Genomic DNA, 21,293 nt, shown 5'->3' on the forward strand with positions numbered 1-21,293 from the left:
CTACGCCTTACTATCAGCCATTTTTTCTACGCTTGAGAACGCAGTCAACTGATGTTTCTAGGTTGAAAGATAATGATTGACATAGAGAGGATCAGTCCTGAAATGGCACCAACCAAGTGTGACTCTGTTGCAACTCGAGCTCCTATCATTGTTGTAACATCAGCGCTTGCACCATAAACTTGTTCGTAGCTTACTTTTGCAATAACACCGATAAATAATAGCCAACCAGAAGTCATCTTCCTTTTTATATCGGCTACCGCACCAAAAGCAAACAACCCATGTAGAACACCGGACAAGCCAACATAACCCAGTAATGCAGGGTAAAAGAGATACAGCCCTAAACCTTCCAGTAAACACAAACCAGCAAATAATAGCCATAAGCTTTTAGTGGAGTAATGCATATCATGGAGAGACAAAATGACCCACAAACCAGCTAGGTTCATGATAAGGTGCCAATGATTTGTGTGAAGGAGGTTGCCTGTAATAAGTTGCCAGAAATCACCTGATTGAATGTCTAATCGCTGATAGGACAACAAACTATCTACTTGGCTTGTCATTAAGCCAAGTAGATATAATGAAACTGAGAGAAAACTAATACTCAGTCCGAATGATAAAGTGTTTTTAAAGTAATCAGTTAATGTTTTTAGCACGATTTTTCTCATCCAATGAGTGCATTACTTTTTGCTTATTTTCTAAATAGTCATGTAATCCTTTGCTTCGCAGGTCACAAGCTGGGCAGTCTCCACAGCCATCGCCGATAATGCCGTTGTAGCATGTTAATGTTTGATTTCGTACCACGTCTAAAGAGTCATACTTGTCTGCCAGCGCCCATGTTTCTGCTTTATTAAGCCACATTAATGGGGTCACAATATCAAGTTTACGATCCATGCCTTGCACTAAGGCTGACTCCATTGCTTTAACAAAATCATTTCTGCAATCAGGATAACCTGAGAAGTCGGTTTCACATACACCAGTAATGACTGAATCCGCACCTAATTGGTACGCATAAATGCCTGCAAGAGTAAGAAAAAGAATATTGCGACCCGGAACAAAAGTATTGGGTAATCCATTGTCCATTAGTGTATGAGAGACTGGAATAGAATCTCGGGTTAAGGCTGAAATTGCCAATTCGTTCAGTAAAGTAACGTCCATGACTTTATGGCTAGCGATATTAAATTGTTTGGCTAATGCTTTTGCTCGCTCGATTTCTTCATCGTGACGTTGTCCGTAATCAAAAGTAATAGCATGAACTTCATCATACTGGGTTAAGGCTTGAATGAGGCAAGTAGTAGAATCTTGACCTCCACTGAATACGACTAAGGCTTTAGACATAATTAAAAAATCACTTAAAACAAACTTATTTATTCGAATCGGTCAGTTTACAATACTCTTGCGCTGTTGAGTATGAGTGCTCAGGATTTCTTTCAATATCATGACTTCATTCACGGTATTACTGTAACTTCTTCACGGTAGGATCGTATAATGCTTGCTGCTAGCTTAAAAATCTACTATAAAAGCTGCCCGAAATTAAAGTCAGCAATATTTGGTGTCAACTAATGAATTACCCAGTAAACGAAGTTTTTGAAACGATTCAAGGTGAAGGCAGCAATACAGGGGTGCCTGCTGTTTTCGTACGTTTACAGGGCTGTCCAGTTGGTTGCAGTTGGTGTGACACTAAACAAACATGGGACATGACTGCTGAAAATGAAGTCGCGGCTAAAGATGTCATTCAAGTCGATGGCACAATAGGTCGATGGGCCAACCATTCTGCAGAATCATTGATTACAGCTTTTAAAAGTAAAGGCTTTACTGCCAAGCTGATTGTTATTACGGGTGGCGAACCTTGTATGTATGATTTGACCAAATTAACCAATGAGTTAAACCGAGCAGGCTACATCACTCAAATAGAAACAAGTGGTACTTTTGAAGTGCTTTGTAGTTCGGATACCTATGTGACCGTTTCGCCAAAGATTAATATGAAAGGTGGTTATGACGTTCTCGAACAGGCTTTGAATCGGGCAAATGAAATTAAGCACCCGATTGCAAAACAAAGCCATATTGATGAGTTGGATGAGTTACTGGCCGATATTGATGTCACCCGAAAAACGATTTGTTTACAGCCTATCAGTCAAATACCACGTGCGACAGAACTCGCGATGTCGACTTGTATAGCTCGTAATTGGCGTTTATCAATACAAACACATAAATATTTAGATATAGATTAGGGTCTGTTGAACTTTCGTGATTGTTTTTGCGTCGATAAATTGGTTATTTTATGCAACGCAGTAGTGGAAGCCTTTAGCCTTGCCCTTCGGGAGCTTTTACCTCGATGATTCCAGTATTTGATGCGCAAGGCTTAAACTCTAGCTGATGTTCTTCTTTTAAAAACGAAATAAAATTCGTTTTTAAAGTCTGACCTAAATGATGGCCCGTTATAATTTTTTTAATGGCGCTCCTTCCCTTGCGACGGCAATGATATTTATATAGAGCCTTAGCAAACTCGAAGGGTACACCATAGCTGATACCCTTACTCAAACTACAACTAAATATACTGTCAACATGGCAGTTAAAAAAACTCCCTACAAGTCCAAGTCGTTTTTGACATAAGTCTAAGCGGCACAATTTATCCAGAGACTTGTCGAAATCATTTTCATTGACCAGTGCCCAGTAAGCATAAATAAGGAAATTAGGGGTTATCTTCCACTCTAAGAGGTAGCTTTTTTCTTGTTCATTACCAAACACCAAACGCTCAGCAGCCTCAAACTGTTTTGTTGCGGCATAAACGGTTAACAGGGCGACACAAGTGATGGCATCGGGCTTTATTTGGTCTTTAGGCTGTATGGCTCTGAGATTATCTTTCAGTATGGTCAATACCTTCTGAGCGGCTTTAAATTGTTCGGTTTGAGCGCATACACCAAGGAAGGCGTTATAAACCTTAATATTAATGGCTACATTCCATTCTGACATATAACTTCGCTCGCCCATTACTAAACGCTCAGCAGCCTCAAATTGCTTTGTTGCGGCATAAACAGTTAACAGTTCGATACAAGTGATGACATCGGGTTTTATTTGTTCTTTAGGCCACTTGGCTCTGACATTATCTTTCAGTATGGTCAATACTTTCTGAGCGGCTTCAAATTGTTCGGTTTGAGCACATACACCAAGGAAGGCGTTATAAACCTTAATATTAACTGCTCCCTTCCATTCTGAAATATAACTTCGTCCATGCTCATTACCCAGTACCAAACGCTCAGCAGCCTTAAACTGCTTTGTCGCGCCGTAAACAGTTAACAGGTTGGTGCAAGTGATGGCATTGGGCCATATTTCGTCTTTAGGCCTCCTGGCTCTGACATTGTCTTTCAGGATGGTCAATACCTTCTGAGCCGCTTCAAATTGCTGGGTTTGAGCACATACATCAAGGAAAGCACTATAAACCTTAATATTAACGGCTACCTCCCATTCTGACATATAACTTCGTCCATGCTCATTACCCAGTACTAAACGCTCAGCAGCCTTAAAGTGCTTTGTTGCGGCGTAAACAGTTAACAGGTCGATACAAGTGATGTCATCGGGCCATATTTCGTCTTTAGGCCACATGGATCTCGCATTGTCTTCCAGAATAGTCAATACCTTCTGAGCGGCTTTAAATTGTTGGGTTTGAGCACACACACCAAGGAAGGCACCATAAACTTTAATATTAACGGCTATCTTCCATTCTGAAATATAACTTCGTACATGCTCATTACCCAGAATCAAACGCTCGGCAGCCTTAAAGTGCTTTGTTGCGGCGTAAACAGTTAACAGGTCCATACAAGTGATGGCATCGGGCCATATTTCGTCTTTAGGCCACATGGCTTTTGTATTGTCTTTCAGGATGCTCAAGACCTGCTGAGCAGCTTCAAATTGCTGGGTTTTAGCACATACACCAAGGAAGGCGTTATAAACCTTAATATTAACGGCTCCCTTCCATTTTGAAATATAACTTCGTCCATGCTCATTACCCAGTACCAAACGCTCGGCAGCCTCAAACTGTTTTGTTGCGGCATAAACGGTTAACAGGGCAACACAAGTGATGGCATTGGGCTTTATCTGTTTTTTAGGCCGCATGGCTCTGGCATTGTCTCTCAAGATGGTCAATACCTGCTGAGCGGCTTTAAATTGTTGGGTTTCAGCACATACACCAAGGAAGGCGTTATAAACTTTAATATTAATGGCTACCTCCCATTTTGAAATATAACTTCGTCCATGCTTATTACCCAGTATCAAACGCTCAGCAGCCTCAAACTGCTTTGTTACGCCGTAAACGGTTAACAAGTTGATGCAGCTGATGTCGTCGGGAGTGACTTTCATTGCTCTCATAAGCGCTATGATTTTTTCTGCCTGTTGAGCTAAATCATTCTCTGAAAGGTGCTGTAAATGTTTATTTTTGTATAAATCCAACGCCTTGGATAAATAAGCATTGTAAGGCTCTGGTTGCTCACGCAGTACACATTTATCTTTCCTAAATATTGCTTTTAAATTATTGAGTAACGCTAGTGAGTCACTCAGGTTTTTGCTTTCATTAATGCAAAAAATTGTTACTCCGATGACGTCTATGATTGTTTTATCTTCTCCTTCCCGAACAAGAAAATTATCTATCACCCACATGTTATTAGGGATAATTCTAGACATTGGGTTAGATTTGACATTGTCTGAATGAACACGTGCACAGTGTGAGTAGTGAGATTTCCCTCGTTTGTTTGCTTGAGGATTTCGATTAGTGGTGTGTCTTGAACGACTAAATTTAAAGTGTTTATAAGAAGGCTTGGGTTTCAGTTGTGGCTCTGGTTGAGGAGAAAAGTATGATCTGATTTGGTTGCAATGTCTTTTTGACTGTGACGCGTGGTACGCTGCGGCATCAGTACGAGTGCGTTTACGAGAATATAACGCAGTGGAAATCGAGTTGTACTCAACTTCAGTATATTGGCTTGAGATTCTAGGATATGGTTGAATAGTAACCTCTCAGACAAATCAATACTTAATCGCAGCTTACCATTTTAATGTGGGAAGTAGAAAAATTTGGGTACACACGCCGCTTACCAATATCTTCTATATGTTCAGTAAGTTTTAACGCGCGTAGCGAAAATTTCGGGGGCTTGCCCCGTGCTGGATAGTGTAGACTGGGCGAAGCTCGGTCTATATTATCCTGTATATGGAACTTCTAAGAAATTCACATCACGTATACAGATTAATGTATCACCTTGTATGGATACCAAAATATCGGCGCAAAGTGTTTATAGAGCCTTATCGTGAAGGCTTAAAATCAATTAGTTATAAAATTGGTTACGACTATGACATTGATATAGTTGAATTAGAAATTCCAGTTGATCATATCCACATGGTCATTAGAGGTGAGCCGAAGATATCACCAAGCAATGTCATGCAAATAATCAAAAGTATTTCAGCGAGAGAATTCTTCAAGCGTTACCCAGATATAAAAAGGCGTTACTTTTGGGGGAGGTAAGCTTTGGACACAAAGTTATTCTGTCGAAACTATAGGAAACGCTACTGAAGAGGTCATACGAAAATATGTTCAGGATCAATTGTCGGAATTAGATAAAAAAGAGAAAAGTGCGGATCAACTTGGGCTTTTCTAAAACTCGGTTGCTTGCGGCCGAGTTTTTTATAGTGAATTAAGAAAACTTTCGCCATCGATTGCCAATCCATTTTCTAGATCGTTTTTAGCTGATTCGAAGCAATATTTAAGATAATCAGCCTTCATTGTTTCTAATTCATCAAAGTCTTTAATTGACATAACCACAACAGTATCTTTGTTGTTTTTACTGATTTTAACAGGCTCGCGTTGAGCGCTGAGGAGGAGTTCACCAAAATTTCTTTTGGCATCATTGGCGGTTAGAGTGCATTGTTTCTTCCAAGCATGAAGTTTAGTTAGATTATAATGCATTGCACAAATCAATCTAATTAAATCGTGCGATTTTGATTTTGGCGATTATTAATAACTTTGTAGAAGTATGCCTTTTACCGTGAGCTAATGAAATCCTTTTTAATATTACAGTTAAGGGGAAAATAAGTATGGGTTGACTTCCGCCGCTAACCTTTTTAACGCTTCCTCTCGTTTCTCTATATAGTCATGTTGATTATATATTGCCATTACGCTCATAAGTTCGTGATTCAGAACTTTTTCTATCACAATTGGGTCTGTATCAAGTTTTCTTAATAGAGTTGCAGATGTTCGCCTAAGATCGTGCGGAGTGAACGGCTCAAGCCCTAAGTTATCAATATTTCGATTTACCGCTCTGGCGACAGATCTTTTATCAATGTTTTTTTCACCTGGAGCCATTGAAGTGCAGGATAGACTCGGAAATATGAACTCAAATCTTAAATAACCGTATGCGTGTTTGGCTTCGTTCAGCAGTTTGATTATGTGTTCGTTGAGGGGGATGAGGTGTTCTTTTTCTGAGCTTTTTTTGCCTTCACATTTTCTTTTGGAATAAGCTATTGCATTTGGTCAAAATCGATATGGCTCCATTTGGCCGATACCAATTCATTCACTCTGCACGCTGTAAGTACAATGAGCTTGAGGATAGTAATGACTTGGTGAGTTACACCTAACGTTGGAAGTTTATCAAAAACTACTTGAATATCATGAAGTGACAAGTTACGAGTTCTGGCTGTTTCTTTGCCGCCTATCACCATACGCTTGGTTCCAGATAAAGGGTTATACTCCAATGGCACTAACTTAAGAATTACTTCTGATATACCTTAAGCCTACGTGCTTGTTTTCTTGAATGTTGTAACCTTGGTGTCGGTTTCGGTCGCCTTTTCTTTGCTCTCGGTTCTTTTCTCCCCGGGCGATTGCCAACGATATGCTCGCCGATAATATCTGCTATCACATCCAATAAAGTGTCAATGATCCCTTCGGTGGCTTGCAAAAGTAATATCTGAAAATCTTGTAATGCGTCATGTGCGGCTTTAAAACTTGCCTATCTAGGCGATATTCCTTTTTTTCTGCCGCTCGGCACATAAGTGCCCTTATCATGTTGTAAACTAACAAATGAACATCAATTTCCTTACGCACCATATCTGGACTACCACACCTTAAAATATCCATTTTCATCATGGTCTTGATTGACCTAAAATCCAACTCGATATGCCATCGTGAAACGTATAAATCAATAATATCTTGCTTCGGATAGACTTCTTTATCCGTGAGCGTGGTAACAATGATACGTTTCTTTGTTCCTACCATTCTGACGATAAGCTCTTCTGGCACTTGAGCGTAATCCTCTGGGGTCATCCATTCTGGACAGGATGGACGAATTAGCTTAAATAAACCATCTCGCTTACCCAGCTTTTCTTCACAGGTTCTGAAATCGACATTTCTGGCTCCGTTTTTTTCGAAAACAGCATCAACGCCTAACCCCATTAGTCCTGCAAGAACAAAGTAGTTTTCGAAATTAGCATCTCCCAGCACAATGTCACCTTGTTTCAAGTCTGACTGCATACTTCTTAATAGTGCCTGCTCGCCAGTACCTTTCCCTTTACAAGGTGAAACAGCCGAGTCAATGACTGCACCGCTACCCAAAGAAATTAACACTAAAATCCGCAGCTGAGGAAAGCCCAGCACTTCTTTTTGTGATTTAGGTTGAGGGAATTGGGCTTGGTTCTCGTGCGTATCAGGCATAGATAGTGTTGAGCCGTCAGTTAATAGCACTCTACGGCCATGCCATAAGTATTTCCCTTGAATCGCTTCATCTAAGTTTTTTCCTGATTTCTTCAATAGCGATTTAATTGACTCTGGAGATAACCGTTTTCTTGCTTTGCAGTAGGGACCTGTAATTGTGCTGTTTTTCTCTCGACCTATAGCAATTTGATCTCTAGCGTCACTGATTAGTGTGCAACGACAAGACTTGTTTTCACTGGCAACTTGCTTCATGAAAAGCGAAAGTGTGTGGCAGGCGGGATACTTGCGTACTCTTTGAGTATTATCTTTTTGAAAATCTTCTAAATCTTGCAGAGTGAGAATTGAAGAAAGTTCATCTTCTTCCGTTTGAGCAAAGCGACGTAACAATTCTGGGGCATCATTGAAGAATTGGCGAGTTGTAGTATTCATGGCGTGACACTAGAAAAACCTTAATCTGTATGATTTACTCTCTATTGTTCAATTAGTAAACCTTCAGCTAAATCTTAAGTTAGTGCCATTGGGTTATACTCAAGCAAACCACGTTGGATGCCAAAGTCGAACATTTGCTTGAGTAATGAGAGGGTTTTATTCGCTTGAACTTTAGAGCCTCTAGCGGTGATAGGATCTAATGCCTTACTGATCAGATTGCGACGAGTCAGTTTGCTTATTTTTATATTGCCTATGGTCGGGATAATATCCACTTGCAGCATTCGACGAACTTCTTCTGGTCGTTTTCGATGTGGCGTTAGGGATCTAGCGATTTAGAAAGTACCAATCTTTGTCATACCAGCGCAGGCAGGTATCCAGTGGCTTTTGTAGAAAAAAGAAAAGGCACTAGACTACCGACATACAAAACTGACGTTACTTCGTTTCCAGCCTGCGCTGGAGTGACGAGAACTCATCGGTATACTTTTTTCCGCAACTTTCCTTACATAAATATCCATAAATTCTTTAGATAGTAGGGCAATGTCGGGCTCTACCTTGGCTTGGTAAACTGCTGTATTTTGCTGCTGTTTGGTAAGAAAGACATCTTCGCCTAAACTGATCCTGCCCTTCAATCGTATTGCTTTCTTGCGAGCATCAGAGGTTGTTAACCTATCACCTTTACCGATAGCATAACGTCTTTGAATTCCATCTCGACCACCAAAGCGATAATAAAGATAAAAGGTGTATTTTCGAGATTGTTCAGATGTTAGATTTCCCACATGAGCATAGAACTCTGACACTTCAGTGTCGTTAATGCGATTTATTTCTTCAGGTACCTGTTTTAGAAGGGAATCGGTCAGCTTCATCTTAATACTTGTCATTTGTAGCACCATTTTTTGTGCTACAAAAAAATGTAGCACTATATGTAGCACGGAGTTTGAAGGTAGCATAGTAGGCTGAGTTCGATTAAAGATAGTCACATACTAATTAAATATGATATATATCAGTCGTATGGGTATAATAACGGGCAGTAGTAAGTAGTAGTAATAGAAAGTCTCAAAAATAGGTTTGAAATTGAAGGGGACGGAGGTTCGAATCCTCTCATACCGACCAAATTACTATATGAATTAAAAGGGATTTTTAACTCATATCGCACGATTGAATTTTAAAATGCGCAAAATTCGCGCAAAACATCAGTTGTTTTCAAAACATTTTTTCGATTTATACATCTTCGATAATTTTCGTTTAAATGGTGTTTTTACAAGGACGAAAATGTACGCCAAGTTAATCAAGTGTGATGTGCTGCCTGATAAAAAAGAACAATTCTCAATAGGTCAACAATGCTGGGAAGAAACTGCAAACGCTAAAGGTTTTATCAAACAACTTGGCGGTTGGGACGGTGATCAAGCAATCATATTTGCACTTTGGAATGACAAAAATTCCGTTGAGCAGTTTATGCAGACGCTTCATGATTCAATTGCCGCTAAAGCCAACCAAGTCAATACTTATTCATCCAGTAATGTTTCATATTTGAATCATGCAATGAATATTCCTGCTTATCACAATTCAATAATCTCTAAATCTCAATTTATCCGGATCGCTGATTGCACAATTCATGAAGGCAAGGAGCGAGAATTCTTAGATGTTCAAAATAATGTTTGGAATAAAGGGATGTCATCGGTAAGAGGAATGCTTGGTGGATATGTTTGGAGTTTTGAGAAAGAGCCATTAAGGTACTTGGTCAGCACATTTTGGAGTTCTGAGGCTGCTCATGGGCATTATATGCGTGAGTATTTCCCAGTGTTAAAGTCTGTTGCTAGTGTTGAAACATATTTCACCGAGTTGAGTAGTAATTCAGTTTTGGTTGAAAATAATTGGTTTGCCTAAGAAGCATTTGCCCCAAAATCATTTAGAACATTAAAACAAAAATGCAATTAACATTATAATATTGTCGTTGTTCTATGATGTTCATTTTATGATGCGATTATACTAAAAAGTGTGCTCGCTAGTATCAAGTTAATGGGCAGACTTGCTCAATACTATCATTCCTGAGTTGAATTTATCCTCGGTAAACTCAAGTCCAAATTCATCTTTGAGAAAACTTATCATTCCATTTTTTAACGTATTATTGCCATGGTATCCAGTTATGATCGATGTTATCTTGGGGTCATTGTTTTTTTTGTGGTAACAAAATAATAGTTTTGCGAAAGCTAATGGAACACCTCGAATATGTGTACCATCGCCTGAATGTCCTTCGAAGATTTTATCCATATGCAAATCGATACAATGATTCATTAAGCCAACACTTTTTTTATATATTCCTTGTGTTATCCCTTTATCAATCATGCTTGCGAAATTATCTTTTTCAAGCGGCGCAAGTTGAGCATATATTTGTGAAGGAGTAATCATGTTACATTCGTTCATAATTTTTTCTAAATACCATATTCCAATATCAAATTCTTTTGCCTTAATACATACTTTAGTAAAGGCATTGTAAATGGCTATATCAGGTTTGATACCCCATTGCTGCATTAAACTGGCTGAAACTGTATCGCCATCACCCAACACCAATGTTTTGGCTTCTGCATAACGCCCCGTTTCAGCGCAGGCCGTCAGCAAATTCAGGCAGGTGATTGAATCTGCCCTTAGTGGTAGATGAGGTGCCATCACGGGCTTATCCCCACACACCAGTTGCCAAGCACTATCAAACAGGCCCGTTTGAGCGCATACCGTGATAAAAGCATTGTAAATGGCAACATTAGGCTTGATGCCCCATTGTTGCATTAAGCTGGCTGTAGCTGTATCGCCATCGTCATCGTCATCGGCCAACACCAATGATTTGGCTTCGGCATAACGCCCCGTTTCAGCGCAGGCTGTCAGCAAATTCGTGCAGGTGATTTGATTGGCTTTTAATGGCAAATGAGGTGCCATCACGGGCTTATCACCACACACCAGTTGCCAAGCTCTATCAAACTGATCCGTTTTAGCGCATACCGTGATAAAAGCATTGTAAATGGCAACATTAGGCTTGATGCCCCATTGTTGCATTAAGCTGGCTGTAGTTGTATCGCCATCGTCATCGGCCAACACCAATGATTTGGCTTCGGCAAAATGCCCCGTTTCAGCGCAGGCTGTCAGCAAATTCGTGCAGGTGATTTGATTGGCTTTTAATGGCAACTGAGATGCCATCACGGGCTTGTCACCACACACCAGTTGCCAAGCACTCTCAAACTGGCCTGTTTTAGCGCATACCGTGATAAAAGCATTGTAAATGGCAACATTAGGCTTGATGTCCCATTGTTGCATTAAGCTGGCTGTAGTTGTATCGCCATCTCCAAACACCAATGATGTGGCTTCTGTATAACGCTCCATTTCAGCGCAGGCAGCCAGCAAATTCATGCAGGTGATTTGATTGGCTTTCAATGGCAAATCAGGAGCCATCACAGGCTTATCACCACACACCAGTTGCCAAGCAGTCTCAAACTGGCCTGTTTTAGCGCATACCGTGATAAAGGCGCTGTAAATGGCAACATCTGGCTTGATACCCCATTGTTGCATTAAGCTGGCTGTAGTTGTATCGCCATCACCCAACACCAATGACTTGGCTTCTGCATAACGCCCAGTTTCAGCGCAGGCTGTCAGCAAATTCATGCAAGTGATTGAATCTGCCTTTAGTGGTAGATGAGGTGCCATCATGAGCTTATCACCACATACCAGTTGCCAAGCAGTCTCAAACTGGCCTGTTTTAGCGCATACCTTGATAAAGGCGCTGTAAATGGCAACATTAGGCTTGATGTCCCACTGTTGCATTAAACTGGCTGTAGCTTTAGCTGTATCGCCCAACACCAATGATTTGGCTTCTGCATAACGCTCCGCTTCAGCGCAGGCCGTCAGCAAATTCAGGCAGGTGATTGAGTCTGTCTTTAGTGGTAAATGAGGTGCCATCACGGGCTTATCACCACACACCAGTTGCCAAGCACTATCAAACTGGCCAGTTTTAGCGCATACCGTGATAAAGGCATTGTAAATGGCAACATCAGGCTTGATGTCCCACTGCTGTATTAAGCTGGCTGTAGCTGTATCGCCCAACACCAATGATTTGGCTTCTGTGTAATGCCCCGTTTCAGCGCAGGCCGTCAGCAAATTCAAGCATGTGATTGAATCTGCCTTTAGTGGTAGTTGAGGTGCCATCATGGGCTTATTACCACACACCAGTTGCCAAGCACTATCAAACTGGCTCGTTTTAGCACATACCGTGATAAAAGCATTGTAAATGGCAACATTAGGCTTAATGCCCCATTGTTGCATTAAGCTGGCTGTAGCTGTATCGTCCAGCACCAATGATTTGGCTTCGGCATAACGCCCCGCTTCAGCGCAGGCCGTCAGCAAGTTCATACAGGTAATTTGATTGGCCTTTAATGACAAATGAGGTGCCATCACGGGCTTATCACCACACACCAATAGCCAAGCACTAACAAACCTGCCAGTTTTAGCGCATACCGTGATAAAGGCGCTGTAAACGGCAACATCAGGCTTGATGCCCCATTGTTGCATTAAGCTGGCTGTATCGCCATCGCCCAACACCAATGATTTGGCTTCTGTATAACGCTCCATTTCAGCGCAGGCAGCCAGCAAATTCATGCAGGTGATTTGATTGGCTCTTAATGGTAAATGAGGTGCCATCACGGGCTTATTACCACACACCAGTTGCCAAGCACTATCAAACTGACCCGTTTTAGCGCATACCGTGATAAAAGCATTGTAAATGGCAACATTAGGCTTGATGCCCCATTGTTGCATTAAGCTGGCTGTAGCTGTATCGCTATCGCACAACATCAATGATTTAGCTTCTGCATAACGCTCCATTTCAGCGCAGGCCGTCAGCAAATTCATGCAGGTGATTTGATTGGCCTTTAATGACAAATGAGGTGCCATCACGGGCTTATCACCACGCACCAGTCGCCAAGCACTCTCAAACTGGCCAGTTTTAGCGCATACCGTGATAAAAGCATTGTAAATGGCAACATCAGGCTTGATGTCCCATTGTTGCATTAAGCTGGCTCCAGCTGCATTGCCTAGCACCAATTCTTTGGCATCTGAAAAATTTGAATTTAACTTAATTAATTTCAATAATAGGATGCATGTTTTCGATTCATAGGACGATTTAAATCGTGTTATGTCACTAAAAACGCCGTCGAAATTAGATGAGTGGCTGTTAGGGAAATCGGCGGCTTTGTGTAACAATTTATGGATTAATCTTATATCCCATGATGTTTCCATGACCTGTTTGTCGTTTTTTAGGGTGTGAATGATTTCAATAAGCTGTGAAAGTTTAGCGCAACCACCAATTAATGCATTTAACTCAATACCCAGTTGATTTTTGGTTTTCTTTTTAAGTTTCCAAGAGTGAATAAGTGCACTTGTCTGAGTAAAAAAGGAGTGAGCGGAGGAAGATGGTTGCTGTATTTGCTTGGGATACTGAGTGCTCGATTTTGGAGTAATGGAGCGGGGCTCAGTTGCAAAGCGTCGGCAAGCATTACTTGGCTTCTTATAATAATGAGCATCTTGTGTACGAGAGTTAAAGCGAGTCGACGATGATTTATTGTTGAAAAAATCATACAGCTTTTGTCTATTGGTTTTGCTTAATCTTTGATAACACTGTTGTAAGTTTTCATCACCATCAAACTTTGAAACCTCAAAGTTAAGATATAATACGGCTTCGCTTGGGTATTCTTGGAGACTTGTAAGCATGAATCTATATATTGATTGTTGCTCAGCAGGAGTGCGCACTGTCGCCATCACATTACTCAATAAGTGAGTGAATTAACAAGCAAGAAATAACGCACTGAATAGATAAATACAAAATTATTCAGCTTTAAGGCATTCTATAAATGTATAACAGAAAATTATCCACCGCATAGAGGAGCCATTTCATAGCTCATCGTTGTACCTCAGACTTAAAAAATAATGAAATTGAGCGTAATTTGGTTTTGTCTAGAAATGTAATTACTCAATAAGTTGTGGTAAGCCGACAATTTGTAAGACTTTGTAACGATCGTGCGATCAATTTGACTGCTTATTTTAAGGCTTCATACTCTCATCAAGTTTAATTATTTCACTTGATTCTGAAGCTAAAAATTCCTGATTTATCTGGTTCAGTTTGCCCTGAATGTCGTCCTACTGTCGAAACTCTACAACAAACTATTGTAGAGCTTTCTGAGCGTGTTCAAATTTTAGAAGATGAAATCAAAGAGCTTAATACTGACCCTGATAACGATGAAAACGGCTCTAACAAAGGGAAGTCTAGCAAGCGAAAAGGAAAACGCAGTAAAACGGCTAACCTACAAATTAATAATGAAAAAGTCATAGAGCCTGAAGCTCATATTCCATCAAACAATACCATCATTGCCAAGTGACTCAGTCACTACTGCTTGAGCAACTCAGAGAATGGGGCGTTGATATTTCAGCAGGCCAACTTAACCGTTTGTTATCAGAAAAATATGATGACTTTCATCAAGAAAAGGATGATTTACTGAACAAAGGGCTAGGCAGTACCGGTTACATCACGACTGACGATACAGGTGGACGCCATCAAGGCAAAAATGGCTTTGTCACTCATATAGGTAATGAGCTTTTTGCTTGGTTTCAAAGTTCAAGAAGTAAAAGTCGAGTAAATTTCTTGTCCTTGCTGTGCGCAGACCAACTCGGATATCGCATTAATACGGCTGCGCTGAATTACATGAAACAAAAAAAATTACCCATTGCACAGCGGAAAAGTCTTGCCAATCATCCATGTCAATTTTTTAATAACGAAGCACAATGGCAAGAGCATTTACAACAGCTAGGCTTTTCCTCTGACCGTCATATGCGATGGGCGACCGAAGGGGCGTTATTTGCTCAGGCTCTTGAAGTGCAACCTATCGAATCCTTGGTTGTTGTCAGTGATGGTGCAGGACAATTTAAAGTACTCATTCATGCGTTGTGCTAGGTTCATGCAGAAAGGCTCATTCACAACCTAATTCCACTTTGCCCTGAGCACCGGAGCGATATCAAAAAAGTGAGAAATGAGATTTGGGATTTTTACCGTGAGCTTAAATGTTATAAAGTTCAGCCTTGTGCCAAAAAAGCAGAACAACTCTCTAGAAGGTTTGATGATATTTTTACGTAAAAGACCAGCTATCAAACCTTGAATCAACAACTAAAACGACTGCACAAACATAAATCGTCTCTACTTCGAGTGCTGGAACGGCCTGAAATTCCGATACATACCAACGGCAGTGGAAACGATTTGCGAGAACATGTCAAAAGGCGAAAAGTAAGTGGTGGAACAAGAAGTGATTTAGGACGCCAATGTCGAGACACCTTTTCGAGTTTGCGCAAAACCTGCCAAAAACAAAACTTGTCATTTTGGGCGTTTTTAAATGACAGGCTTTCTCTTAAAAACACCATCCCTTTACTGGGAGACTTGGTGATGAAAGGGACTCGAACTACCACAACTTATTGAGTAGTTACAAGAAATAGCCTATTTACCCATAAAAAGGCACAGGAAAATTAAAAGCGAAGCTACACCTTATGATCCTGAGTATGAAGTTATTTAAATGAACGGAAACTCAGCAAGGGAAGTAGAAACTCTTGGTTTGCGCCAATACTGTCAGCGTTGTGAGTTGCTGGGTAACATAACACGCCTTCGTGGAGGCTTGAGCCCAGTGCAGTGAAAGTTGAACGCTGGGTTCTTAGGAGGCGGCATCTGGTTACAGGTGCCGCCTATCCGACTATGATACTTTATTACTTCATTTCCTTTGTAAAAATACCTTTAAGAGCAATTCAGTATGAAACTTTAGACTTTTGATAGCTAGAGTTTCAACGTACTAATAAAGGCTACAGGCCGATTGAGGATGAAACTTTATTGCCCGACCACATCTCCAGAATCCATTAAATCGCTATTGAAGAAATCAGGAAAAAACTTAGATGAAGCGATTCAAGGGAAATACTTATGGCATGGTCGTAGAGTGCTATTAACTGACGGCTCAACACTATCTATGCCTGATACGCACGAGAACCAAGCCCAATTCCCTCAACCTAAATCACAAAAAGAAGGGCTGGGCTTTCCTCAGCTGCGGATTTTAGTGTTAATTTCTTTGGGTAGCGGTGCAGTCATTGACTCGGCTGTTTCACCTTGTAAAGGGAAAGGTACTGGCGAGCAGGCACTATTAAGAAGTATGCAGTCAGACTTGAAACAAGGTGACATTGTGCTGGGAGATGCTAATTTCGAAAACTACTTTGTTCTTGTAGGACTAATGGGGTTAGGCGTTGATGCTGTTTTCGAAAAAAGCGGAGCCAGAAATGTCGATTTCAGAACCTGTGAAGAAAAGCTGGGTAAGCGAGATGGTTTATTTAAGCTAATTCGTCCATCCTGTCCAGAATGGATGACCCCAGAGGGTTACGCTCAAGTGCCAGAAGAGCTTATCGTCAGAATGGTAGGAACAAAGAAACGTATCATTGTTACCACGCTCACGGATAAAGAAGTCTATCCGAAGCAAGATATTATTGATTTATACGTTTCACGATGGCATATCGAGTTGGATTTTAGGTCAATCAAGACCATGATGAAAATGGATATTTTAAGGTGTGGTAGTCCAGATATGGTGCGTAAGGAAATTGATGTTCATTTGTTAGTTTACAACATGATAAGGGCACTTATGTGCCGAGCGGCAGAAAAAAAAAGGAATATCGCCTAGAGAGGCAAGTTTTAAAGCCGCACATGACGCATTACAAGATTTTCAGATATTACTTTTGCAAGCCACCGAAGGGATCATTGACACTTTATTGGATGTGATAGCAGATATTATCGGAGAGCATATCGTTGGCAATCGCCCGGGGAGAAAAGAACCGAGAGCAAAGAAAAGGCGACCGAAACCGACACCAAGGTTACAACATTCAAGAAAACAAGCACGTAGGCTTAAGGTATATCAGAAGTAATTCTTAAATTAGTGCCATTGACACATAGCCAGAGATTTTGAAATCTACTCAGGTTGGGAGCTTGAGTCTTTATTTGAAGCCATTTTGATGGAATCAAATCAGTTTGATCGCATTGGTGGTTACTGGGATAGTAAAGGCAAAAATGAGATTGATATCGTCGCGATTAACGATAAGAGAAGTCCAGATACACAGTTGTGAGTCATAGAGTGTTTGTCTCTTATCTGTGATTCATTCTGAGTTTAGTTCTGTAAAAAGCGTTGCTAATAACTGAGGCGATCTCGGCATTAACCCTACTTTCAAACCAAACGGCTTAAAGACTTTATTGACCACTTCAGCGGTATAATTGCCACGGTCATTTTCAATCTCAGAAATGGTTTTACGAGACACTTTCACTAACTTAGCATAAGCATCTTGCTTTAAACCAATGATGTCCATTCGCAAAACCTTCAAAGCTTGCCCTTGAGTAAGCTCAGAAGTCACTACCTTAAAGATCACTTCACGGATTTTTTGGTTTCTCTCAAATGTGCTCACACCTTTTGTTGTTTTTGAGGTACGTTTTCTCATCGGTGTACTGAGTTCTTTTGGCTTTGTATCTTCCATTAACGTAGCCCCCAACGTGTGAGTTTTTCGGTTATGAAGTCAAAGCCAATGCTTGGCATTGATAAAATTTGCTCAGGAACACCTCTCTGTTCAAGTCGTGACTGTAAATCAATGAGTTGCTTAGCGGTTTTGTTGAGTGAATTCAGTAACACATCTTTATCAACGAATTCGGCTAATGAATCGGCAATAGCAACGAAATTATACTCTCCACCAATTTCTAATGAATTGCCCCAAATGGTTGTTCTGGCAACACCTTCAGGATCGGCTTTCATTGGTGCAAAGTCGTAAATTGGTGCTAACCGTATCTCACCTTGATGACGTATAAACGAGGTGTTTCTGCCATGGTTGTCGCTATTACCAAATACGATATTAAGTAAGTCTCTGTTTACCCACTCGATAACAAATTTTTGCTGATCAAACTTGAAGCTTTGTTTTTCGACCATATAAGAATGTGTGATCTTTGTTATTAGCTCACGAATAACGGTTCCATGATAAAGCGTTGTTCCTGCAGCTTTATTAAGTATTGAGTAGACAGACTCCATTCCAAAGCGATTCAGGCCATTCTGATCACATTCAACGTCAAATCTTGGTAACCAAATAGACGGATACTTTATGCCTTCTTCCAGACGCATATTATCGGTTGCTATGGTGCTGAATCCCATAGTGTCAAGCTCGTGATAAAAATGGTACTCGGCTCGTAAGATGTCACAATCGATCTCAGCTCGTGAGCCTCTAGGATATTTCACCAAATAATGAATATCTTGGTTGGTTAAGTCATCTTGGTAGGTATCTATCCAAATTTGCTGCTTTTCATTGCAGCGTAATAGTAGCTTTGGTGCTTCACCACCAGCACCAGTTGCACCGCCAGCTACAGCTCCTCTTTGTTGAGCATAATCTAAAAAGTCACCCGCACGATTAACGACGTCTTCAATGGTGAAGAAAAGGTTTTCTGCCAACGGGTTTTTTTGAGGCAAGGACTCTTTAATGCGAAGATTTCCTACCGGTGACATTGTGCCATTTTTTAGTAGTAGGTAATTTTGCTCATCAAGGGGGATCCCTTCAAGTCCCAAATATTTCATCCAATAGCGTCTGCTCGCACCGCTAGGCATAATGTCATCAATAAAGCCAGGCCATGTTTTATTTACAGTGTCAAAGAATAAGGCTACTGGATAATTGAGTGAAACAGCGTATTCGTCATCTTTATCTATATACTCAATAACATAGTCATCGTTGTAGATGAATTCCGCCACATTGAATTTGTTTTTGTTGCCATATGGAAAGGCGATATCCCCAACATCTTTCCATTGCTTATCTAAAAAAGCCTGTACAGTAAGATGCTTCATGTTTCTACTCGCTTGAGTTGCCAATGAGTTTTATATTACTCATAAAAGGCTGTTTTTTCAATTTGTGTAACCAATATAGCTCATAATATTGGGTTTTACTGTTTTGCAAAAGCGAAAGGGAGCTGGTTGAATTAAAATGAAGTCGTGCGTTCAACCGAACTATTTAGGTGATAGTCTTTCAAGTAAAAGCAACACTGTAACGTGCTTGAAATGGATGTTAAAAGATATAATTTCACTTGTATGGGTACTTAACATTCATATAAACACAGTTAATTGATGTGGACGGTATAATCCATTGAAAATCATGATTGTCAGATTTATACTCCCGCGTCTTGAGGTTTTATATTGTACTTTTTATGGCTTAACTTTGCGTTAGGGCAAGTTTTTAGTCAAGACGATGTCAATCTGGCAACTTTGATGAATGATTGTTTGAAGAGATGTTTGGTCATTGATTGGTATTTTAATTTTTCATTATGATCTGGGGATCCTATGACGCTTGTTCAAGCCATGATGCTGTTTACTGTCGATGAATTAAAATCTTATTATCTTACCTACTTCGGAAAAAAGCCGTCTGTAAGTAGAAAAGCCGATATAGTCGATGCGCTAGAAAAAGGCTTATCAGATCCTTTTTTGCTCAAGACATATTGGGATGCACTGCCTGAAATTGAACAACACCTTGTGCGGGAGTCTATCTACAATTATCAAGGTGTGATCGATAGGGGTAGGTTTACGGCTAAATACGGTTATCTTCCTTCATCAAAAAGGCGTAATAGCTGGCAGGTTGAAAAGTTGTTAGGTTATTCGGTATTTTTTTATAAATCGAATGTTCGCCGTGAACACTCAATCCCTTTATCTTTACAAAAACAGTTGAAACAATGGGCAATGCCACCAGAAAAAGAGTCGATAACATCGGTCGTCTTGAGTGAGCCCCTTGACGCTTCTTTTCGCATTCATCATCGTGAACCACGTGTTTTCACTGAGCTCAACTTGTTATTAACAGCTATTCAAAACCAAAAAATCAAAGTGAGCGATAAAACAGTGAGTCCAACCGCAGCAACCCTAAAATATTGCTCAAGGTCTTTAGAAGAATATTATCCCAGTTTTGACTTTTACGAGGTTTCAGGGGAAGAGCATATATTGTCGTATGGCTGGATAAAATTATTGGCCAATAGCCGTTTTACCCAAAAGAACACCACAGTGTTGACTATGTCATCCACGCCAGCCATGTCTAATGCTGAGACCATCCGCTTTATTTGGAATGACTGGGTGTTTAAGAGTGTCCAAGATGAGTTTAATCGAATTAGTGCTATCAAAGGGCAAACGGGTAAAGGTCGTCGATATATGACTGACGTGTCAGGGCGTCGCATGGATATCGTTGAAGGTTTAAAAGCCTGTCCTGTCGGGGAATGGGTAAGTTTTGATGATTTTTCACGATACCTAGAAGCCATTGGTTCAGACGTTGTCGTGACGACTGCGCCAGAATACTTGTATGCCTGTGACTCGCATTATGGACGCTTTTATGATGCGGATTGGAATGTGCTCGCCGAGCCTTATTTACAGTGTGTGTTATTGGAGTATGCGGCCACCTTAGGGTTAATTGATATTGTATTATGTGATCTCGATAAAACCGATAGCTCAAATGAGCAGTATTGGGGCTTGATGGATCTGGAGTGTTTTCATCGCTATGAAGGGGTGACGTATTTTCGGCTCACCAAACTTGGGGCTTATGTCTTGGGGGAAAGTGACCATTACGAACCAGAAACAGTCAACCTTGATGTCACCCCAGTGACGTTAATGCCAAAAGGACGATTTTACTTTGCGAGCACACCTATGCCATGGGAAATCCAGTTTATTGGTTTGTATTGTAAGCAAAAAGACGAGTTGCTTTGGGCGTTAGACCGCAAACTTATTGTGGAAGCCCTGCAGTCTGGTGGCAGTACCGATGAGCTACAAAATTTTGTACTTAAACGTGACCCTCAGCCGTTTTTACCACAAGACTGGGAAACTCTGTTTAAGCAAGTTAACCAACGTATCGATGGCGCAACAGCCCAATTTGAGGCGATGGTATACTGCTGCAAAAATAAGGAAGTGTTAGCGTTGATCTTAAGTAATAAAGTACTGACCAAATATTGTCAGCCACTGGATGAATTGCAATTGGTTATCCCTAAAAATAAAGCATTAAGTTTTAAAAATAAGCTTAATGAAATGGGCATTGGCTGTCAGTAATTTCTTATCTCATTTTTAGGAACCCATCAGATACG

At 40.5% G+C, this 21,293-nt stretch carries 24 protein-coding genes; 11 read left to right on the plus strand and 13 right to left on the minus strand.

All coding sequences use genetic code 11. From position 1 onward, the window contains the following. Positions 1 to 44: 44 nt before the first annotated feature. Positions 45 to 662, minus strand: coding sequence for a rhombosortase (gene rrtA, locus E2I05_RS07125; RefSeq protein ID WP_121852076.1), 618 nt, complete (start codon positions 660 to 662; stop codon positions 45 to 47). Further along, positions 631 to 1,332, minus strand: a complete 702-nt coding sequence (gene queC, locus E2I05_RS07130) for a 7-cyano-7-deazaguanine synthase QueC (RefSeq protein ID WP_121852075.1) — start codon at positions 1,330 to 1,332, stop codon at positions 631 to 633. The genes rrtA and queC overlap by 32 nt, the downstream gene beginning before the upstream one ends. Positions 1,333 to 1,556: 224 nt before the next feature. Here queC and queE point away from each other — a divergent pair, with 224 nt between their 5' ends. Further along, a complete protein-coding gene (queE, locus tag E2I05_RS07135) occupies positions 1,557 to 2,225 on the plus strand; it encodes a 7-carboxy-7-deazaguanine synthase QueE (protein WP_121852074.1) in 669 nt (222 codons plus the stop codon). 73 nt (positions 2,226 to 2,298) lie between these two features. Here the strand turns inward: queE and E2I05_RS07140 are convergent, their stop codons facing one another. Next, positions 2,299 to 4,671, minus strand: coding sequence for a pentatricopeptide repeat-containing protein (locus E2I05_RS07140; protein ID WP_121852073.1), 2,373 nt, complete (start codon positions 4,669 to 4,671; stop codon positions 2,299 to 2,301). Positions 4,672 to 5,230: 559 nt separating this feature from the next. Between E2I05_RS07140 and tnpA the strand changes: the two genes are divergently transcribed. Together tnpA and E2I05_RS22750 are read left to right on the plus strand one after the other, a co-directional pair. Continuing rightward, positions 5,231 to 5,503 (plus strand): IS200/IS605 family transposase, encoded by a 273-nt coding sequence (tnpA, locus tag E2I05_RS07145; RefSeq protein ID WP_243641023.1) that lies wholly within the window; start codon positions 5,231 to 5,233, stop codon positions 5,501 to 5,503. Positions 5,504 to 5,534: 31 nt separating this feature from the next. Further along, positions 5,535 to 5,636 (plus strand): hypothetical protein, encoded by a 102-nt coding sequence (locus E2I05_RS22750; protein ID WP_312018409.1) that lies wholly within the window; start codon positions 5,535 to 5,537, stop codon positions 5,634 to 5,636. A 26-nt stretch (positions 5,637 to 5,662) separates the two neighbouring features. On the opposite strand, the gene E2I05_RS07150 is transcribed toward E2I05_RS22750, so the two are convergent. The 7 genes from E2I05_RS07150 to E2I05_RS07180 all read right to left on the minus strand — a co-directional run bounded on the left by E2I05_RS07150 (position 5,663) and on the right by E2I05_RS07180 (position 8,991). Then, on the minus strand, positions 5,663 to 5,944 hold the full coding sequence (locus E2I05_RS07150) for a type II toxin-antitoxin system Phd/YefM family antitoxin (RefSeq protein ID WP_121852072.1): 282 nt from the start codon (positions 5,942 to 5,944) through the stop codon (positions 5,663 to 5,665). Between the two features lie 111 nt (positions 5,945 to 6,055). Beyond that, positions 6,056 to 6,499, minus strand: a complete 444-nt coding sequence (locus tag E2I05_RS07155) for a tyrosine-type recombinase/integrase (RefSeq protein WP_121852071.1) — start codon at positions 6,497 to 6,499, stop codon at positions 6,056 to 6,058. Beyond that, the gene (locus E2I05_RS07160) at positions 6,496 to 6,696 is read right to left on the minus strand and encodes a hypothetical protein (RefSeq protein WP_133372161.1); all 201 of its coding nucleotides are present in this window, start codon (positions 6,694 to 6,696) and stop codon (positions 6,496 to 6,498) included. The genes E2I05_RS07155 and E2I05_RS07160 overlap by 4 nt, the downstream gene beginning before the upstream one ends. A 50-nt stretch (positions 6,697 to 6,746) precedes the next feature. Further along, complete coding sequence (locus E2I05_RS07165; protein WP_133309406.1) at positions 6,747 to 6,932, minus strand: hypothetical protein; 186 nt, start codon at positions 6,930 to 6,932, stop codon at positions 6,747 to 6,749. Beyond that, positions 6,890 to 8,113 (minus strand): IS4 family transposase, encoded by a 1,224-nt coding sequence (locus E2I05_RS07170; protein WP_133309541.1) that lies wholly within the window; start codon positions 8,111 to 8,113, stop codon positions 6,890 to 6,892. The genes E2I05_RS07165 and E2I05_RS07170 overlap by 43 nt, the downstream gene beginning before the upstream one ends. 74 nt (positions 8,114 to 8,187) lie before the next feature. Further along, a complete protein-coding gene (locus E2I05_RS07175) occupies positions 8,188 to 8,445 on the minus strand; it encodes a phage integrase central domain-containing protein (RefSeq protein WP_376707921.1) in 258 nt (85 codons plus the stop codon). 78 nt (positions 8,446 to 8,523) lie between these two features. Then, complete coding sequence (locus E2I05_RS07180) at positions 8,524 to 8,991, minus strand: Arm DNA-binding domain-containing protein (protein WP_165905598.1); 468 nt, start codon at positions 8,989 to 8,991, stop codon at positions 8,524 to 8,526. Between the two features lie 277 nt (positions 8,992 to 9,268). Between E2I05_RS07180 and E2I05_RS07185 the strand changes: the two genes are divergently transcribed. Further along, positions 9,269 to 9,997, plus strand: coding sequence for a DUF4937 domain-containing protein (locus E2I05_RS07185; RefSeq protein WP_145964468.1), 729 nt, complete (start codon positions 9,269 to 9,271; stop codon positions 9,995 to 9,997). 129 nt (positions 9,998 to 10,126) lie between these two features. On the opposite strand, the gene E2I05_RS07190 is transcribed toward E2I05_RS07185, so the two are convergent. After that, complete coding sequence (locus E2I05_RS07190) at positions 10,127 to 13,909, minus strand: pentatricopeptide repeat-containing protein (protein ID WP_133309542.1); 3,783 nt, start codon at positions 13,907 to 13,909, stop codon at positions 10,127 to 10,129. Positions 13,910 to 14,229: 320 nt separating this feature from the next. On the opposite strand from E2I05_RS07190, the gene E2I05_RS07195 reads away from it, so the two are divergent. The 6 genes from E2I05_RS07195 to E2I05_RS07215 all read left to right on the plus strand — a co-directional run bounded on the left by E2I05_RS07195 (position 14,230) and on the right by E2I05_RS07215 (position 17,287). After that, a complete protein-coding gene (locus tag E2I05_RS07195; RefSeq protein WP_133309543.1) occupies positions 14,230 to 14,526 on the plus strand; it encodes an FtsB/FtsL family cell division protein in 297 nt (98 codons plus the stop codon). After that, on the plus strand, positions 14,523 to 15,098 hold the full coding sequence (locus E2I05_RS22270) for a hypothetical protein (protein WP_218939900.1): 576 nt from the start codon (positions 14,523 to 14,525) through the stop codon (positions 15,096 to 15,098). Before E2I05_RS07195 ends, E2I05_RS22270 begins: the two co-directional genes overlap by 4 nt. Before the next feature lie 198 nt (positions 15,099 to 15,296). Continuing rightward, positions 15,297 to 15,614, plus strand: a complete 318-nt coding sequence (locus tag E2I05_RS22275; RefSeq protein ID WP_218939901.1) for an IS66 family transposase — start codon at positions 15,297 to 15,299, stop codon at positions 15,612 to 15,614. 391 nt (positions 15,615 to 16,005) lie between these two features. Beyond that, on the plus strand, positions 16,006 to 16,848 hold the full coding sequence (locus E2I05_RS07205; RefSeq protein ID WP_133309544.1) for an IS4 family transposase: 843 nt from the start codon (positions 16,006 to 16,008) through the stop codon (positions 16,846 to 16,848). A 55-nt stretch (positions 16,849 to 16,903) separates the two neighbouring features. Further along, a complete protein-coding gene (locus E2I05_RS07210; RefSeq protein WP_133309406.1) occupies positions 16,904 to 17,089 on the plus strand; it encodes a hypothetical protein in 186 nt (61 codons plus the stop codon). Between the two features lie 24 nt (positions 17,090 to 17,113). Then, the gene (locus E2I05_RS07215) at positions 17,114 to 17,287 is read left to right on the plus strand and encodes a DUF234 domain-containing protein (RefSeq protein WP_133309545.1); all 174 of its coding nucleotides are present in this window, start codon (positions 17,114 to 17,116) and stop codon (positions 17,285 to 17,287) included. Positions 17,288 to 17,317: 30 nt separating this feature from the next. Here E2I05_RS07215 and E2I05_RS07220 read toward each other — a convergent pair whose 3' ends face one another. Then, on the minus strand, positions 17,318 to 17,689 hold the full coding sequence (locus E2I05_RS07220) for a helix-turn-helix transcriptional regulator (RefSeq protein WP_121855102.1): 372 nt from the start codon (positions 17,687 to 17,689) through the stop codon (positions 17,318 to 17,320). Further along, entirely contained in the window at positions 17,689 to 19,032 is a 1,344-nt protein-coding gene (locus E2I05_RS07225) for a type II toxin-antitoxin system HipA family toxin (RefSeq protein ID WP_121855103.1), read from the minus strand. The genes E2I05_RS07220 and E2I05_RS07225 overlap by 1 nt, the downstream gene beginning before the upstream one ends. Positions 19,033 to 19,521: 489 nt before the next feature. Between E2I05_RS07225 and E2I05_RS07230 the strand changes: the two genes are divergently transcribed. Next, a complete protein-coding gene (locus tag E2I05_RS07230; protein ID WP_121855104.1) occupies positions 19,522 to 21,258 on the plus strand; it encodes a hypothetical protein in 1,737 nt (578 codons plus the stop codon). Positions 21,259 to 21,293 lie beyond the last annotated feature (35 nt).

Source organism: Parashewanella spongiae (assembly GCF_004358345.1).
Lineage (GTDB): Bacteria > Pseudomonadota > Gammaproteobacteria > Enterobacterales > Shewanellaceae > Parashewanella > Parashewanella spongiae.

Bases quoted from the DNA above. Each gene is read 5' to 3' on its own strand.
- rrtA (WP_121852076.1), bottom strand. From the start codon at position 662: ATGAGAAAAATCGTGCTAAAAACATTAACTGATTACTTTAAAAACACT.
- queC (WP_121852075.1), bottom strand. From the start codon at position 1,332: ATGTCTAAAGCCTTAGTCGTATTCAGTGGAGGTCAAGATTCTACTACT.
- queE (WP_121852074.1), top strand. From the start codon at position 1,557: ATGAATTACCCAGTAAACGAAGTTTTTGAAACGATTCAAGGTGAAGGC.
- E2I05_RS07140 (WP_121852073.1), bottom strand. From the start codon at position 4,671: ATGTCTAGAATTATCCCTAATAACATGTGGGTGATAGATAATTTTCTT.
- tnpA (WP_243641023.1), top strand. From the start codon at position 5,231: ATGTATCACCTTGTATGGATACCAAAATATCGGCGCAAAGTGTTTATA.
- E2I05_RS07150 (WP_121852072.1), bottom strand. From the start codon at position 5,944: ATGCATTATAATCTAACTAAACTTCATGCTTGGAAGAAACAATGCACT.
- E2I05_RS07160 (WP_133372161.1), bottom strand. From the start codon at position 6,696: ATGGTGATAGGCGGCAAAGAAACAGCCAGAACTCGTAACTTGTCACTT.
- E2I05_RS07170 (WP_133309541.1), bottom strand. From the start codon at position 8,113: ATGAATACTACAACTCGCCAATTCTTCAATGATGCCCCAGAATTGTTA.
- E2I05_RS07180 (WP_165905598.1), bottom strand. From the start codon at position 8,991: ATGACAAGTATTAAGATGAAGCTGACCGATTCCCTTCTAAAACAGGTA.
- E2I05_RS07190 (WP_133309542.1), bottom strand. From the start codon at position 13,909: ATGGCGACAGTGCGCACTCCTGCTGAGCAACAATCAATATATAGATTC.
- E2I05_RS07205 (WP_133309544.1), top strand. From the start codon at position 16,006: ATGAAACTTTATTGCCCGACCACATCTCCAGAATCCATTAAATCGCTA.
- E2I05_RS07220 (WP_121855102.1), bottom strand. From the start codon at position 17,689: ATGGAAGATACAAAGCCAAAAGAACTCAGTACACCGATGAGAAAACGT.
- E2I05_RS07225 (WP_121855103.1), bottom strand. From the start codon at position 19,032: ATGAAGCATCTTACTGTACAGGCTTTTTTAGATAAGCAATGGAAAGAT.
- E2I05_RS07230 (WP_121855104.1), top strand. From the start codon at position 19,522: ATGACGCTTGTTCAAGCCATGATGCTGTTTACTGTCGATGAATTAAAA.